14 protein-coding genes are annotated in these 13336 nt (G+C 54.3%); 6 read left to right on the top strand and 8 right to left on the bottom strand.

The window, feature by feature from the left end:
- The first annotated feature begins 123 nt into the window (after window positions 1–123).
- Window positions 124–612 (top strand): asparaginase domain-containing protein, encoded by a 489-nt coding sequence (locus FUA23_RS03520; RefSeq protein ID WP_147929336.1) that lies wholly within the window; start codon window positions 124–126, stop codon window positions 610–612.
- A 32-nt stretch (window positions 613–644) separates the two neighbouring features.
- Window positions 645–1274 (top strand): 1-acyl-sn-glycerol-3-phosphate acyltransferase, encoded by a 630-nt coding sequence (locus FUA23_RS03515; protein ID WP_246144016.1) that lies wholly within the window; start codon window positions 645–647, stop codon window positions 1272–1274.
- 34 nt (window positions 1275–1308) lie between these two features.
- Here the strand turns inward: FUA23_RS03515 and FUA23_RS03510 are convergent, their stop codons facing one another.
- On the bottom strand, window positions 1309–1998 hold the full coding sequence (locus FUA23_RS03510) for a spermidine synthase (protein ID WP_187270873.1): 690 nt from the start codon (window positions 1996–1998) through the stop codon (window positions 1309–1311).
- A gap of 154 nt (window positions 1999–2152) precedes the next feature.
- Between FUA23_RS03510 and FUA23_RS03505 the strand changes: the two genes are divergently transcribed.
- Both FUA23_RS03505 and FUA23_RS03500 read left to right on the top strand, forming a co-directional pair.
- Window positions 2153–2812: a hypothetical protein gene (locus FUA23_RS03505; RefSeq protein WP_147929334.1), complete on the top strand. Its 660-nt coding sequence runs from the start codon at window positions 2153–2155 to the stop codon at window positions 2810–2812.
- A 27-nt stretch (window positions 2813–2839) separates the two neighbouring features.
- A complete protein-coding gene (locus FUA23_RS03500) occupies window positions 2840–3745 on the top strand; it encodes a glycosyltransferase family 2 protein (RefSeq protein ID WP_147929333.1) in 906 nt (301 codons plus the stop codon).
- Window positions 3746–3811: 66 nt separating this feature from the next.
- On the opposite strand, the gene FUA23_RS03495 is transcribed toward FUA23_RS03500, so the two are convergent.
- The 3 genes from FUA23_RS03495 to FUA23_RS03485 all read right to left on the bottom strand — a co-directional run bounded on the left by FUA23_RS03495 (window position 3812) and on the right by FUA23_RS03485 (window position 6421).
- Complete coding sequence (locus tag FUA23_RS03495; RefSeq protein WP_147929332.1) at window positions 3812–4765, bottom strand: L-histidine N(alpha)-methyltransferase; 954 nt, start codon at window positions 4763–4765, stop codon at window positions 3812–3814.
- 73 nt (window positions 4766–4838) lie between these two features.
- A complete protein-coding gene (gene egtB, locus FUA23_RS03490) occupies window positions 4839–6104 on the bottom strand; it encodes an ergothioneine biosynthesis protein EgtB (RefSeq protein ID WP_147929331.1) in 1266 nt (421 codons plus the stop codon).
- Window positions 6105–6127: 23 nt separating this feature from the next.
- Entirely contained in the window at window positions 6128–6421 is a 294-nt protein-coding gene (locus tag FUA23_RS03485) for a DUF427 domain-containing protein (protein ID WP_187270872.1), read from the bottom strand.
- Window positions 6422–6592: 171 nt separating this feature from the next.
- Between FUA23_RS03485 and FUA23_RS03480 the strand changes: the two genes are divergently transcribed.
- Window positions 6593–7201 carry a TIGR04282 family arsenosugar biosynthesis glycosyltransferase gene (locus tag FUA23_RS03480; protein WP_147929330.1) on the top strand — a complete coding sequence of 203 codons (609 nt, stop codon included), beginning with the start codon at window positions 6593–6595 and terminating at the stop codon, window positions 7199–7201.
- Between the two features lie 155 nt (window positions 7202–7356).
- On the opposite strand, the gene FUA23_RS03475 is transcribed toward FUA23_RS03480, so the two are convergent.
- Window positions 7357–8385, bottom strand: a complete 1029-nt coding sequence (locus FUA23_RS03475) for an AI-2E family transporter (RefSeq protein ID WP_147929329.1) — start codon at window positions 8383–8385, stop codon at window positions 7357–7359.
- Window positions 8386–8571: 186 nt separating this feature from the next.
- Entirely contained in the window at window positions 8572–9333 is a 762-nt protein-coding gene (locus FUA23_RS03470) for a hypothetical protein (RefSeq protein WP_147929328.1), read from the bottom strand.
- Window positions 9334–9470: 137 nt separating this feature from the next.
- Between FUA23_RS03470 and icd the strand changes: the two genes are divergently transcribed.
- Window positions 9471–10697: an NADP-dependent isocitrate dehydrogenase gene (gene icd, locus FUA23_RS03465; protein WP_147929327.1), complete on the top strand. Its 1227-nt coding sequence runs from the start codon at window positions 9471–9473 to the stop codon at window positions 10695–10697.
- A gap of 229 nt (window positions 10698–10926) precedes the next feature.
- On the opposite strand, the gene FUA23_RS03460 is transcribed toward icd, so the two are convergent.
- Together FUA23_RS03460 and FUA23_RS03455 are read right to left on the bottom strand one after the other, a co-directional pair.
- Window positions 10927–11595 (bottom strand): hypothetical protein, encoded by a 669-nt coding sequence (locus FUA23_RS03460; RefSeq protein ID WP_147929326.1) that lies wholly within the window; start codon window positions 11593–11595, stop codon window positions 10927–10929.
- A gap of 720 nt (window positions 11596–12315) precedes the next feature.
- Window positions 12316–13068, bottom strand: coding sequence for a LytR/AlgR family response regulator transcription factor (locus tag FUA23_RS03455; protein WP_147929325.1), 753 nt, complete (start codon window positions 13066–13068; stop codon window positions 12316–12318).
- Between the last annotated feature and the right edge of the window lie 268 nt (window positions 13069–13336).

Below are 13336 nucleotides of genomic sequence, written 5' to 3'. Positions count from 1 at the left end.
CATCCTGCGCTCCCGCCTTAACAGCCTGCGGCTGGCCCGCGTATCGCTCCCGACCAGCGCAGCGAATCAGGAATAGCCGGCGATGAACCCACCAATTCAGCTGTTCAGTCATTACTTTTGCATATGATCCAAATCTTCGTCACCGGCGGCACTTTCGATAAGGAGTACAACTTCGTCACCGGTAAGCTCTTCTTTCAGGACTCCAACCTTCCCGAAATGCTGGAGCGCGGGCGCTGCACTCTTGACGTCAGCGTCCGTACCCTCATGATGGTAGACAGTCTGGAAATCACCGACCTCGACCGTGAAAACATCGTCAACAACTGCCGGGGCATCGACACCAATCAGATTCTGATTACCCACGGTACCGACACGATGGTGCAAACCGCCGAATACCTGGCCAAAGCCGATATTACAGGCAAAACGATCGTTCTCACGGGAGCGATGATTCCGTACGCTTTTGGTTCATCTTCCGATGGTTTTTTTAACCTGGGCAGTGCGCTTGGTTTCGTCCAATCTTTGCCGCCGGGCGTTTACGTTGCGATGAACGGCCGCTACTTCAGCTGGGATGGCGTAAAGAAGAACCGGAGCACCGGATACTTCGAGCCGGCCTGATCGTTTGTGATCGAACTTTTAAAATACTAGTTATGATGCCCGCCGCGCTTGGTCGCTTTATGCTTCGCCTCAATGGTGTTCGGGTCGTTAACCCCAACGAGGGTAAATGGCCGGAGCAGTACGTATTGCCCACCGTTACCCACACCTCTAACCGGGATTTCCCGTACGGCATTTATGTTCGTGCTGCCGTTGGCCAGTACATCAATTTTGTCGGAAAGTCGACCTTGTTCAGAGGCCCGCTCGGTTGGATTTTAAGTTGGATGGGCGGCGTACCCGTGGTACGGACCAAGCGAACCAATTTCGTGCAGGCCGTCGCCAATATTTTCAAGACGAAGAAAGATTTCAAGCTTTGCATTGCCGTTGAGGGCACCCGCTCCAAAGTAACACACTTCAAAACCGGTTTTTACTTCATCGCTAAAGAGGCCGGCGTTCCGCTCGTTTTGTGCAAGTTCGACATGAGGGGAGAAGGTACCATCGAGTTTTCGGAACCCTATACGATCACCGGTGATATTCGCGCTGATTTCGACTACATCTATCGCTTTTTCGATGGTGCAATCGGGCTGGTTCCCGAGAATAGCTTTGTTTACGACCCTACGGTTCTCGACCTTCTGCCGACGCAGGATTCGGGCGCGGGCGCAGGTGCAGGGAAAGTTTCCGGGTAAACGCCCCCCTTTCGCAAAGAGTTACACTCCTTGGTCAGTCCAGTAAAAACCGGGCATCGTTGACTAACATGTAGTTGCCCCGCGTATTCACCAGTTCTCCGTTGGGGAATGCTTTTTTGAAAGGCCCTTCGTAGTACTCCAACGATTCTTTCGCGTGAGCGGTGGTATCGGCCAGGCGATTGTAAGCAATTGCTCCTCCGGGCAGGAGGCTTTCCTTGAGTAACTCAAGGAAGTCATCTCCGTTGAGGTGTTCCGGCACGGTTGCATCCTGAAACACATCGACGCAGATGAAGTCATACTTCCTGCGGTCTATCTGCAAAAAGGCGTAAGCATCGGCCTGGACCACTTCCAACGGAGACTTAAGGCTCGGCAAGCTGTAACGGGTAGCGAGATCAATAATCACCGGATCAATCTCGACGGCTACGTACTCGTACTCTACGCCGATGTAATCTTCCAGCAATTCCGGGATGCTGCCCAGCCCCAGGCCCAGAATCAACACGTTGGACCGCAGCGGCAGTTTTTCGAAGTCGAAGCGCTCGAAGAGCTTACGGAAATTGAGGTAGTAGTCCCCAAAGCTATAGATGGCATCTTCGGCCACAAGCTGCAACCGGCCACTCACGAGGCTGACCTGCAGGAACTCGTTGTGTTCTGAAGAAGTGGTTTCCAGCACCTGTTCGGTGAGATGGCTTAACCAGGTTCGTAGTTTGGGTATCTTTTTTGGCACGAGAGCGAAGGTAATGCCGTAGTAGTGTAGCTTGTTAGTGATGCGGACACATCGTCATCGTCCGGGTTCATTTTTCGTCCCGGTGCTGTTTCCCTCTCGGCACGAGCGCACCGTAAAGCAACCATCACCGCCTCCTGTTTGTATCTACCAATCAGTGACCCGCTCCAACTACTTCATCCAACGCCTCGGCCTTTTGGTCCGTAATGCTCCGCTTCGTCGTAAACGGCTGCTGGGTTTGCTGCGCAAACCTGTTTCCGGGCGGGGCTTGCTGGATGTCCTCTTCTCCTTTTTGGACTTAATCGGGCTTTTCGATGTTTACGAAGCTTTCACCAACGCCATTTTCCCGGGTATTCGCCCGCTTACTGCTGCCGAGATCACGATGCTCCGGCCCATTTTCGGCGAAGCGGTCCCCTACGACCAAATCCGCATAGATGAGCGGGCGTACGTTGGCCCGTCGTGGTCCCGGTTTTGCTACGTGAGTTTCCATACCATCAATAGTTGGGGACCGATGAGCGCGCCCACACTGGTGCACGAGGTTGTCCACGTTTGGCAGTACACCCACCGCGGGGCGGCCTACATCCCGAGGGCACTGCACGCACAAACCACGGAGATGGGATACAACTACGGCGGGCTCGAGCCCCTACGAAAGAAGGACAAACTCGAAGACTTCAACTACGAACAGCAGGCCGACATCATCGAAGATGCTTTCCGGCTGGCTAATGGATGGGAAGCTCAGTGGGTAAAGGGTCGTGGGGCGGAGATCTTGCCCGATTACTACAAATACCTGGAGGAGGTTCGGTCGGGCCAGTCGTAAGTACAACTTCATCAATAAAACGGGGCAATGGCTAAAGCCGTGCCTACCTTTACGTTCATGCTCTCCATCTGCATACCTACCTATCGTTACGACGTCCGAGCCCTGGCGACCGAACTGCTCCGGCAGGCGACAGCCGTAAAAGGCCCGGTAGAAATACTCGTTTACGACGATGCCAGCCCCAACGACGAAGACTGGGGGCGGAGCGAGCTGCGCCGGTTGGCTGGTATCCGGTACGTTGAGCTGAAGACCAATCTCGGCCGCGCCGCCATCCGCAATAAAATGGCCCGTGACGCCCAGTACGACCACCTTGTGATGATGGACGCGGACGGTTGGCCCAATCCTGATTTCGTCTCCCGGTACTTCGAAGAAGTTGAACGCAAGCCGCAGCTGCCGTTAATTGTGACGGGCGGGAGAACCTACGCCCCTACCCCACCCCCCGATCACCGCTACCACCTCCACTGGTGGTACGGGAGCCAACGGGAAAGCAAAACCGTGGCCCGGCGTAAAGCCGACGGGGCCCTGGGTTTTCAGTCCAACAATTTCATGGTCAGCAAAGCTCTTCTGCTGCGGCACCCTTTCCCGGATAATTTTGAAGGCTACGGACACGAAGACACCGTTTGGGGGCAGCAATTTGTAGCGGAAGACGTGACCATTTGCCACTACGACAACCCCGTTGTTCATCTTGGCCTGGAGCCCAACGATGTCTTCCTGCGCAAGCAGGAGCAGGCAATTTTCAACCTTCGCCTTTTAAAAAACGAGTCTCCGCACCTGCGTACGCGCCTGATCGATCTTGCGGACAAACTCCCTTTCCTGCCGGCAATTGCCCGCATGGCTCCCGAGCGGACGTTGATGGATTACCTGATTACCAGGGAACGGCCAAACCTATACGCGCTGGATCTGCTGAAACTGCGTTGGTGGGGCAAAACTGAGTGAACAGCTACCGGAGAAGGTGCTGCGGGGCGACTCTCTACTGACCGTCTGCCCGAGCATCCTGGTGCGCTACACCTTCCACAAACTATCGGAAAACAAAACACGATCATCGGTAAAATGCTGAACGTGCGTGTAGCCCGATTTTTCCGCCAGCGCTTCGATTTCCCTGCGGCTGTATTTCTGGCTCACTTCCACACTTATTGCTTCCCATGCGTCGAAATGGAAGGTCTTGCCGAGCGTACCGATGGCGACAGTTTGGTCAGCGCGCGCAACAAGGTAACTCCGGGCTGCTCCGCTAAGCGGATCGTATGTTTCCCAGTGCATCCATTGTTGCAGGTCGAAATCTGCCTTTAGTTCGTTGTTGATCCGTCGCAGCAGGTTCAGGTTAAAATCTGCGGTGTGCCCCGCCGGATCGTTGTAAGCTGCAAGGATAACCGCCGGATCTTTCCGCAGGTCGAAACCGGTGAGCAGCAGGTCTCCCGGCCGCAGAAACTGGTGCAGGTGCCGCAAGAAGCCCGAAGCTTCAGCCTGATTGAAATTTCCGATATTGGCTCCCGGAAACAAAACCAACCTCACCGCATCATCATCCGGCTCTCCCAGGTTGTTCAGTGCGGCGAAGTAATCGCCGATCAGCGGAGAGTAATCGAGCTGCGGCCATTCGGCCGCAACGCGCCGACTCAGTTCCTCCACAGCATGGGCACTGATATCAATAGGCCGGTAAGTGAAATTTGCTCCTGCCGCGATGAAATCATTGATCAGATAACGAGTCTTGGAACCATCTCCCGCTCCGAGCTCGATGAGATCGAAAGGCCGGTCGCCGATGTTTTCCAGTAATTCCGGCCCGCAGTATTGGTAGACCTCCCGTTCTGCGTCCGTCAGGTAATACTCCGGCATTGCCATGATCGCCTGAAAAAGTTCGTCTCCGGTGGCATCGTAGAACCATTTGCTGGACAGGTGGCGGGGGCTGGCGGAAAGACCGGCTTTGACTTCTTCTGCAAAGACGTTATTGATTTTTGAAGGCATGAATCAGGAGTGAGAAATAAAAACAGAAAAATAGTCGGGAGTTGGGAGATAATTGTTTGTGATCGGGCCAGGGCTACTTTGCCAGCCGAATGCCGGTAAACTGCCAGCGCTTGTCCGTCTGGAAGAAGTTGCGGTAAGTAGGTCGGATATGACTCTGTGGCGTGGCACAACTTCCCCCACGCAAGACCATCTGGTTGATCATGAACTTACCGTTGTATTCGCCGAGCGCGCCCTCAGGGCGCGGGTAGCGGGGGTACGGAAGGTAGGCCGAGTTGGTCCATTCCCAGGCGGTGCCCAGCATTTGGGTTTCGTTGGCTGCGGGGGCGTAGCCCTGAAACTTTTGGGCGTCGGACCAGTTTTGGCGCGTGGTCACCTCCGGGTCTAGTTTACGGCAGGCGACTTCCCACTCGAATTCGGTTGGTAAGCGTGCGTTCGCCCAGCGGGCGAAGGCATCGGCTTCGTACCAGCTTACGTGACACACCGGCAGTTCGGGGTCTACGGGCTGCAAGCCGCCGTTGAGTTGGTAGTGCATCCATTCTCCGGTTTCGTTTTGCAACCAGTAGAGGGGTGCCTTGACTTCCAGATTACGGGCCCACTCAATACCTTCCATTTGCCACAGCTCGAAGCGGTCATAGCCGCCGTCGTTCATAAAGGCGAGGTACTCACCGTTGGTAACGAGATGACGCCCGATGCTGAAATCCTCAAGAAATACCTGGTGAACGCTCAGTTCGTTATCCCAGCAAAAGCCGTTGCCCTGATAGCCGATGGTATGAAGACCGCCCTTTACGGATTCAAATTTGTTGTTGAGAGAACCGGTAGCGTCTTTCTTAACAGCGCCCTTTGCACCTGCGTCCGCGCCCGCAGATGTGAGGTAGGCGGGGTAATAAGGGTTGGTGCCGAGGATGTATTTTATATCGGTCAGCAGGAGTTCCTGGTGTTGTTGCTCGTGGTGACAGCCAAGCTCGACGAGACGCTCGATCTCCTGCAGGTCAGGGTGGCTGCTTTCCAACAATTCTACGATTGCCGTATCGACGTGTTTGCGGTAAGCCAGCACCACCGACAATTCGGGACGCGTCATATTTCCCCGGCTGGAGCGGGTGATGCGTGGCCCCTGGCTCTCGTAATAGCTGTTGAAAAACCAGTTGAGGCGTTCGTCAAATGCCTCGTACCCCGCCACGTATTCTGCCAGGATGAAGTTTTTGAAGAACCAGCTCACGTGCCCGAGGTGCCACTTGGGCGGGCTCACATCCGGGTGTGGTTGCACCACGTAATCTTCCGGCTTGAGTGGTTCGCACAGGGCAAGGGATTGGGCACGGACTTGGGTAAAGTGGGAGATCATGATCGTAGCAGGTGGTCTGGTTTTCAGCTATTGGTTTCTTTTACCTCAACCCCTTTCCAGAAGGCGATGTGCCCTCTTATTTTTTCGGCGCGCTCGTACGGGTCGGCGTAATACCATGCGGCGTCCGGGTTTTCTTTGCCTTCAACGACTACATTATAATAGCTGCAATCGCCTTTCCAGCCACAAAAGCTGGTAGTGTCGCTTGGCGTCAGATAATCCTTGTTCACGGTAGCTGCGGGGAAGTAGTGGTTGCCTTCAACGATTACAGTTTCCTTGCTTTCGGCAATAACTTTATCGTTCCAGATGGCTTGTATCATTGGGGTGTTCTTTGGTCGGTGTGGTAACGCAGCGTGAGTCCTAACAGTTGTATGAACATAAATTTATGGCCGGGCGCATAACGCGGGTGCAAAGAAAGTTATACGGCCAGTGAGCCAATCCCTTCCCGACGTGTTGTTCTTGCTTTAGAACCAATCCACGATCCAGCCGACATGAGCAAATCCGCCCTGCTACTTTTCATCAAGAATCCCATCCCCGGCAAAACCAAAACCCGCCTTGCCGGAGACGTGGGCAACGAGATGGCCCTGAAGATGTACCATCAGCTTACCGACTGGACGCGCGAACAAGCGCTCGGCCTCGACGATGCAGACCGCTATCTCTACTACTCCAACGAAGTCACCATTGGCGACGCGTGGTCTGAACAGGACTTCCATAAACGCCTTCAGCACCCCGGCGATCTCGGTGAGCGAATGCTCGAAGGCTTTCGCGTCGCTTTTGAAGAAGGGTACGACAAAGTAATCATCATTGGTTCCGATTGCCCCGGCATCGACACTGCCTACCTCAACGAAGCATTCGCGGCCCTCAGCACCCACGATGTTGTGGTTGGCCCGGCACTCGACGGAGGCTACACCCTCCTTGGTATGAAAAGCCTGACACCTTCGCTCTTTAAGAACATCGCCTGGAGCACTCCCGAGGTACTCACCTCCACCCTCGCCCGCGCTGCGGCGGCCGGCAAGTCGGTCAAACAGCTCGCCCCGCTCTCCGACGTAGACTACCTGGCCGACTGGCTGAGCTACGGATGGGCGTTACCGGAAGGATAAGAGTTCGGAGTCGGGAGTCGGGAGTTAGGAGTCGGGAGTCGCTGCCGCAGGCGCCACTCTCCTCGCTTCGCTTGTTCGCCGGTGGTGAGCAAGCGAAGCGCTGCGAACGGTGCTCGCGGCAGCGACTCCAGACTCCCGACTCCTAACTCCCGACTCTACACCTTCCCGTCTTTAGACAGCAACACCGCCACTGTGCGGGTCGTCTCAAACTGAGAACAAACGATAATGATGGCAACCGTAATCGGAACGCTGAGCAGCATCCCGATGACTCCCCAAAGCATTGACCACAGGATAAGCGATAGTACAACCACCAGCGGACTGATGTTCAGGTTATCACCCATCAGGCGGGGCTCCAGGATGTTGCCCACCAGCAGCTGAATGGCCGTCACCCCAATGATGATAACGAGAAAAGGCGACAGGGTATCGAACTGAACCAGGGCTAAAAAGCCGGGCAGCAAGGTCGCCGTAATGGATCCGATAGTAGGAACGTAGTTGAACAGGAACACCAAAAACGCCCAGAACAACGCGTAATCAACCCCAACAAAGTAAAAGACAATCCAGCTCAACAAAGCGGTGAGCATGCTGGTAAAGGTTTTAACGCCAAGGTAAGTCCGCATCGCGTCGTTTACTTTGCTCAGCACCACCGAAAGGCGGTTGGTTTCCTGAAGGGGCAAGCCCAGCGCGGCCATTTTACGGCCAAAGGCCCCTTGTTCGATCAGGAAGAACAGAACGTACAGCAACACGAGTAACAATGCCCGGGCAAAGTTGGTAAAGCCATTCAGCAACTCTGCAGAGTAAGCCCATAGTTGCGTGGAAAGCTCCAGCCCTTCGACGGTGGGAGGATCATCGATTCCCATCTGTTCGTACATCCGGGCAATCTGGGCGTCGATTTTGGGGATGTACTTATTGCTGTCCACCACAAAGCCCTGGATGGTTTCCACGATGGTATCTCCGACGATGTAAATCGTCAGCCCGATGAAGATGAGCGACATCCCGAGGGTAACGGCTCCCGGCAAATGCTTCCCGATCCATGGTAATTTGTTGAACTCCCGGTCGAGGGCGTTTACCAGGTACCAAATCACCAGCGCCATAAAAATAGGCACCAGATAGTCTTTACCGACTACGATCAGTACAAGTATCAGGGCAATCGTGATGAGCCAGGCGGCTACGCGTTGTATGGCCATTGTAGAAATAGAAGGGTGGACAAGTCAGGCAGTGCCGATCGTTTATAGCCTGCCCGCATTTAACTGCTGCGGAAGGTCGGGAATTGCGTTCCTCATCCTTTCTTTGCACCTGCGTTTGCGCCCTGTACCTTTTGGAGACAGGTTTCGCTTTGCTGAACACTCGCTCACCGAAACTTGTGCGCAGTATTACCCTTCGAAGATGATGACGCCCTGCGAGAAATCCTCTACAAATCCGAGACAGTTTTTACGGGGTTTACAAATCAGGTAGCCGCGGCAGTCGTAAAGGTACTGCCCGAACGGGCTTTCCATCAGGTACACGTATCTGCCTTCCTTCCATGGGAAACGGGTGATGTAGGTTGCGGAGTAATCGCGGGCCAGCCCCAGCAGCCACTCGGCGGGTTTATCGTAGGCTTCGCACATCACTGGGCGGGGCAGTCCGGAACTCACGCGCAATAATCGTTTGCAGGTGATCCGGATAACGGCATCGGCGTTGCCGCAGTCAGCTCCTTCGTAGTTTTCCATATATTCGAAGCCGATGCTGATGCGGGTTCCGGTCTCCAGAGGTTCTCCCCGTGGCGGCACCCCAACCAAAAAGAGGTTCCCTTCGTCGGTTTCCAGCAAAATACCGCAGCCATCAACGCCGTCGTAGTTCCGGACCTCTACGGCCAGGTGACAGCTGTTAGAGGCCGGGGGAAGCGGCGGTGCGGTAGTTTCCGCCCGGCGCACGTATGGCTCGTAAACGGTAGGAGGAATTTCGGGCGGGAGGAAGGGGCCGTGTAAATCTTCTTCATCAAAGACAGGTTTGTCCTCTGGCGCGAGCGCGGGTACAGAGTCTGGTTTACTGATCGTTGGATCTCCCGGATCGTAAGGTGCAACTACGACTTTGGGGCCTCCGCAGGCGAAGATAAACAGGGAGGATATGGCCAGAAAAAAACAATACTTTTTCAATACTAATCTATTTGCTCGGCAAACTACTACTCTCCCGAGATAGTTAAGTCTAATGCGTGCTTAAATTTTCTTATTTTTGCCCGCCCGGAGAGAGGTTTCTCTCCCTGGCTTATTAAACTAAATCAAGAAATCCTCCTATGAGCGGAACCAAGATCACCCTCTCCAACGGTAAACTGAACGTACCCAACGACCCTATTATCCCTTTTATCGAGGGTGACGGCATCGGCCCCGACATCTGGGCAGCAGCCAGCCGCGTACTCGAAGCAGCCGTAAACAAAGCCTACAACGGCGAAAAATCAATTGTCTGGAAAGAAGTCCTCGCCGGCCAGAAAGCCATGGACCAAACAGGTGAGTGGCTTCCACAAGCCACCCTCGATGCAATCGATGAGTACCTCGTTTCTATTAAAGGCCCCCTGACGACACCAGTAGGTGGCGGTATCCGCTCTCTCAACGTTGCGCTTCGCCAAAAACTCGACCTCTACGCTTGTGTGCGTCCGGTCCAGTACTTCGAAGGCGTTCCCAGCCCGGTTAAGCACCCCGAAGATGTAGACATGATCATCTTCCGCGAAAACACGGAAGACATCTACGCAGGCATCGAGTTCGCTGAAGGCACCGAAGACAATGCTGCATTCCTGCAGTGGCTTAAAGAAACTTACCCCGAGCGTTACGCGAAGGTTCGTTTCCCCGACACCGCAGGTATCGGCATCAAGCCCGTTTCTCAGGAAGGCACCAACCGCCTCGTGAAGGCAGCCATCCAGTACGCGATCGACAACAACAAAAACAGCGTGACCCTCGTCCACAAGGGTAACATCATGAAGTTCACCGAAGGCGCTTTCCGCGACTGGGGTTACGAATGTGCTGCTCAGGACTTCGGTGGCGAAGAACTCGACGGCGGCCCGTGGCACGTCATCAAGCACGAAGGCCGCGAGATCATCGTGAAGGATGTCATCGCCGACGCAATGCTTCAGCAGATCATCCTCCGCCCGAAAGAGTACGGTGTAATCGCTACCCTTAACCTCAACGGCGACTACATCTCCGACGCACTCGCCGCACAGGTAGGTGGTATCGGTATCGCTCCGGGTGCCAACATCAACTACAGCACTGGTGTATCCATCTTCGAAGCTACCCACGGTACCGCTCCGAAGTACGCTGGCCAGGACAAAGTGAACCCATCTTCCGTCATCCTCTCCGGAGAGATGATGTTCCGCTACATGGGCTGGACCGAAGCTGCCGACCTCATCATCAAAGGCCTCAACGGTGCCATCGGCTCCAAGCGCGTAACCTACGATTTCGAGCGCCTCATGGACGGTGCTACTCTCCTCAAGTGTTCTGAGTTCGGCGACGAGCTGATCAAGCACATGTAAGAGTAAGTTAGCGAGTCTTCGGACTACACAACTCAATAACCGAATAAACTGAGCTGGTTTACGGTTAATTTAAGGGCTTTCACCAACTGGTGGAGGCCCTTTTCAATTAGACTAATGAGTTGGGGGGCAATGAGTTGCTGCCGCAAGCTCCGCTCTCGCTTCGCTCGTTCGCCGAAGGTGAGCAAACGGCAACAGCGGCAGCAACTCACCAACCCTACAACTCACCAACTCACTTAGGAATACTTCGCTTCACCAGCTCCCGCGTGGCCAGGCTCATGAGCAATTGCTCTTCTTTATCGTTGAGGTCTTCGGGGATGAACTGGAAGGCGCGCTGATTCAGCGGATCGTCTTTGCCGAGGGGCTTGAGTTGGAGCGACCCCACCTCGCGGTTACCTACGCTGACGGGCAGGTAATTCTCGCGGGCAGTGGCCGCGATGCGGGCCAGTTCTTTGCCGGTTTTTTTGCCAAAGAGGGCACCGCCTTCCATCAGGCCAACGGGGTTGCCGTCAATTTCCAGGTTTGTTTTTCCTTCTTCGGTCCAGTAAACGTATTCGTGCTCAGCGGTGCGGACGTAGAGCAGTTCGTTCTCTTTTTTGCCGAGGTAACGACGGTAAGAGTAGCTCACCACCGGCTCGTGAAAGATGGTCGTGAAGGTTCCCTTCGCCGTAGCACCGGCTCCGCCTTTGATCACCTGCTTGTCCTGCGCGACACTGAAAAGATCGAGTTCTTCCTTATTCAGCGGCACGAGATCGGCGCTCCAGGTATCCATCTCCGCTTTAAGTTCGGCTACGGCCTGCGCCCGCTTCTTTTTACCGGGCATCCGGTTAGCCGACCACATCTTCATGAACAGCATGATGGCCAGGAGGAGAAGAACGGAAACGATGAGAAGTGGGTACATATCAGTAAACTTGAAAGACGAAGGTACTTAGCTTTACGCTTAGAACTCCGGGATGGTTTTATCGAAAACCATTTTTTAGGCGCGAACGCAGGTGCAGGGGAAAGGTTATGCGGCCAGTTTCAGCACCTTGTACCAATACAATGGTCCGCTAAAGTTTGTAGCCAATGAGATGACTTTACTTCCGTGATTAGCAAATCTTGCAGGCTGACAACAGCGTCATTTCTCGTCTTACATGCCTGCCGGCGGCCTTCTTTAACGGGGCAAAGAAGCAAACCCCTCGGGCTATGTCTCCGACTGATCACTAATTCGATCACTGCTGGCCTAAAAAGCAAAAACTCACCATCAAACTTGCCCTTCGAAGTCTTGGAACCGTCGGGTTATGATAGCCTTTCGGAAATGCAGCCGCTTCGTTTTGGCTCATACAGCTTGCTCTTTTCAACGGCCACCAGCAACCGAATTAGTGGCCGGAGCCAAGGCCGAAGTCGTTTCGCAATGAAAATAGTCGAAAGTGTCGGTGGAGGAGTTTTACTCCGATTGAACCTCTACATGCCAATTGCGCGACCGGAGGTCGCTCATCCCCGCTATTCACCGGAGGTGAAGGCGGCCGGACCAAGGCTGAAACTGTTGCGCAGAGGAGAATAGCTGCCGGCAGGCATGCAGTAATCAAGGAGCCAAAGTTACCTAAAATCGTAGCGCACCATTACCAGTACGCACCAATCCTCAACGCAACATCTCCACCACTTCCGCACGCTTCCGGCTGGCGACCGGAACTTCATCGTTGTTGCTTAAGCGCAGGTACCCCGAGTCGATCTTTTTGAATTCCACCACCTCGTTAAAGTTGACGAGGTGAGACTGGTGTACGCGCACGAAGCCGTGGCCGGTCAGCATCCGCTCGTAGTGCTTCAGGGTTTTGGTAACGAAGACCGGTTTCTGGTCTCCCGCAAAAACGAAGCGTGTATTGTTACTGTCTGCTTCGCAGCGGATGATGTCTTTGATCTTTGCCACAACGATGTTCTCAGAAGTGTGGAGGCTGATGCGGTCGGGCAGCGTTTCCGGCTGCCGGATGGTTTCTTTGAGCAAGTCAAGGCTGGCGGTATCCGGTGCACCTTTCTTGAAGGTGATGCGGCGCATGGCCCGGTCTACGGCGGCCTTCAGCATTTCTCCCTCAACCGGCTTGAGCAGGTAGTCTACGGCAGCGAAACGAAAGGCGCGCACAGCGAACTCATCCGATGCCGTCGTGAAGATCAGCTCCGAGGTGATGTCCGGTACAATCTCCAGGATATCGAAACTCGTCCCGTCGCCCAACATGATGTCCAGGAAGAGCAAATCCGGCTTAGTGGTGCGGAGCAGCTTTGCTGCTTCCACGACGGAGCCGGCGGTGCCGATCACTTCTACGTTGGGGCAAAAATCCGCCAGCTCGGCCTTGAGGGCGGCGAGAGCGGGGGGCATGTCTTCTATTATTATTGCGGTCATTGGGGCCGTGTGGGTTAACGAGGCTTTAAGCTCGGGGTTGACGAGAAGGTAAGGTAGACATGATCGGTGGAATTGAACGCTAAGCTTCAAGCTTGGTCAGTGACCTACAATCAAAATCGGGCGGTGTATCAAATGTAAGGATGGATAAACCTAAAAAATGCAGTGGAGCAAAATCACTATCTTGATAGTGACAAAACTCTCAAAACATGCTCATCTGCCCCAGCTGCACAAGTGGTAAGATAGTCAAGAATGGCAAGACTTACTACGG

Source organism: Neolewinella aurantiaca, assembly GCF_008014675.1.
In the GTDB taxonomy this organism is placed as follows: domain Bacteria; phylum Bacteroidota; class Bacteroidia; order Chitinophagales; family Saprospiraceae; genus Neolewinella; species Neolewinella aurantiaca.
The sequence above is the reverse complement of the archived record's forward strand: the minus strand, read 5'-3'. Positions and strand labels throughout refer to the sequence as shown.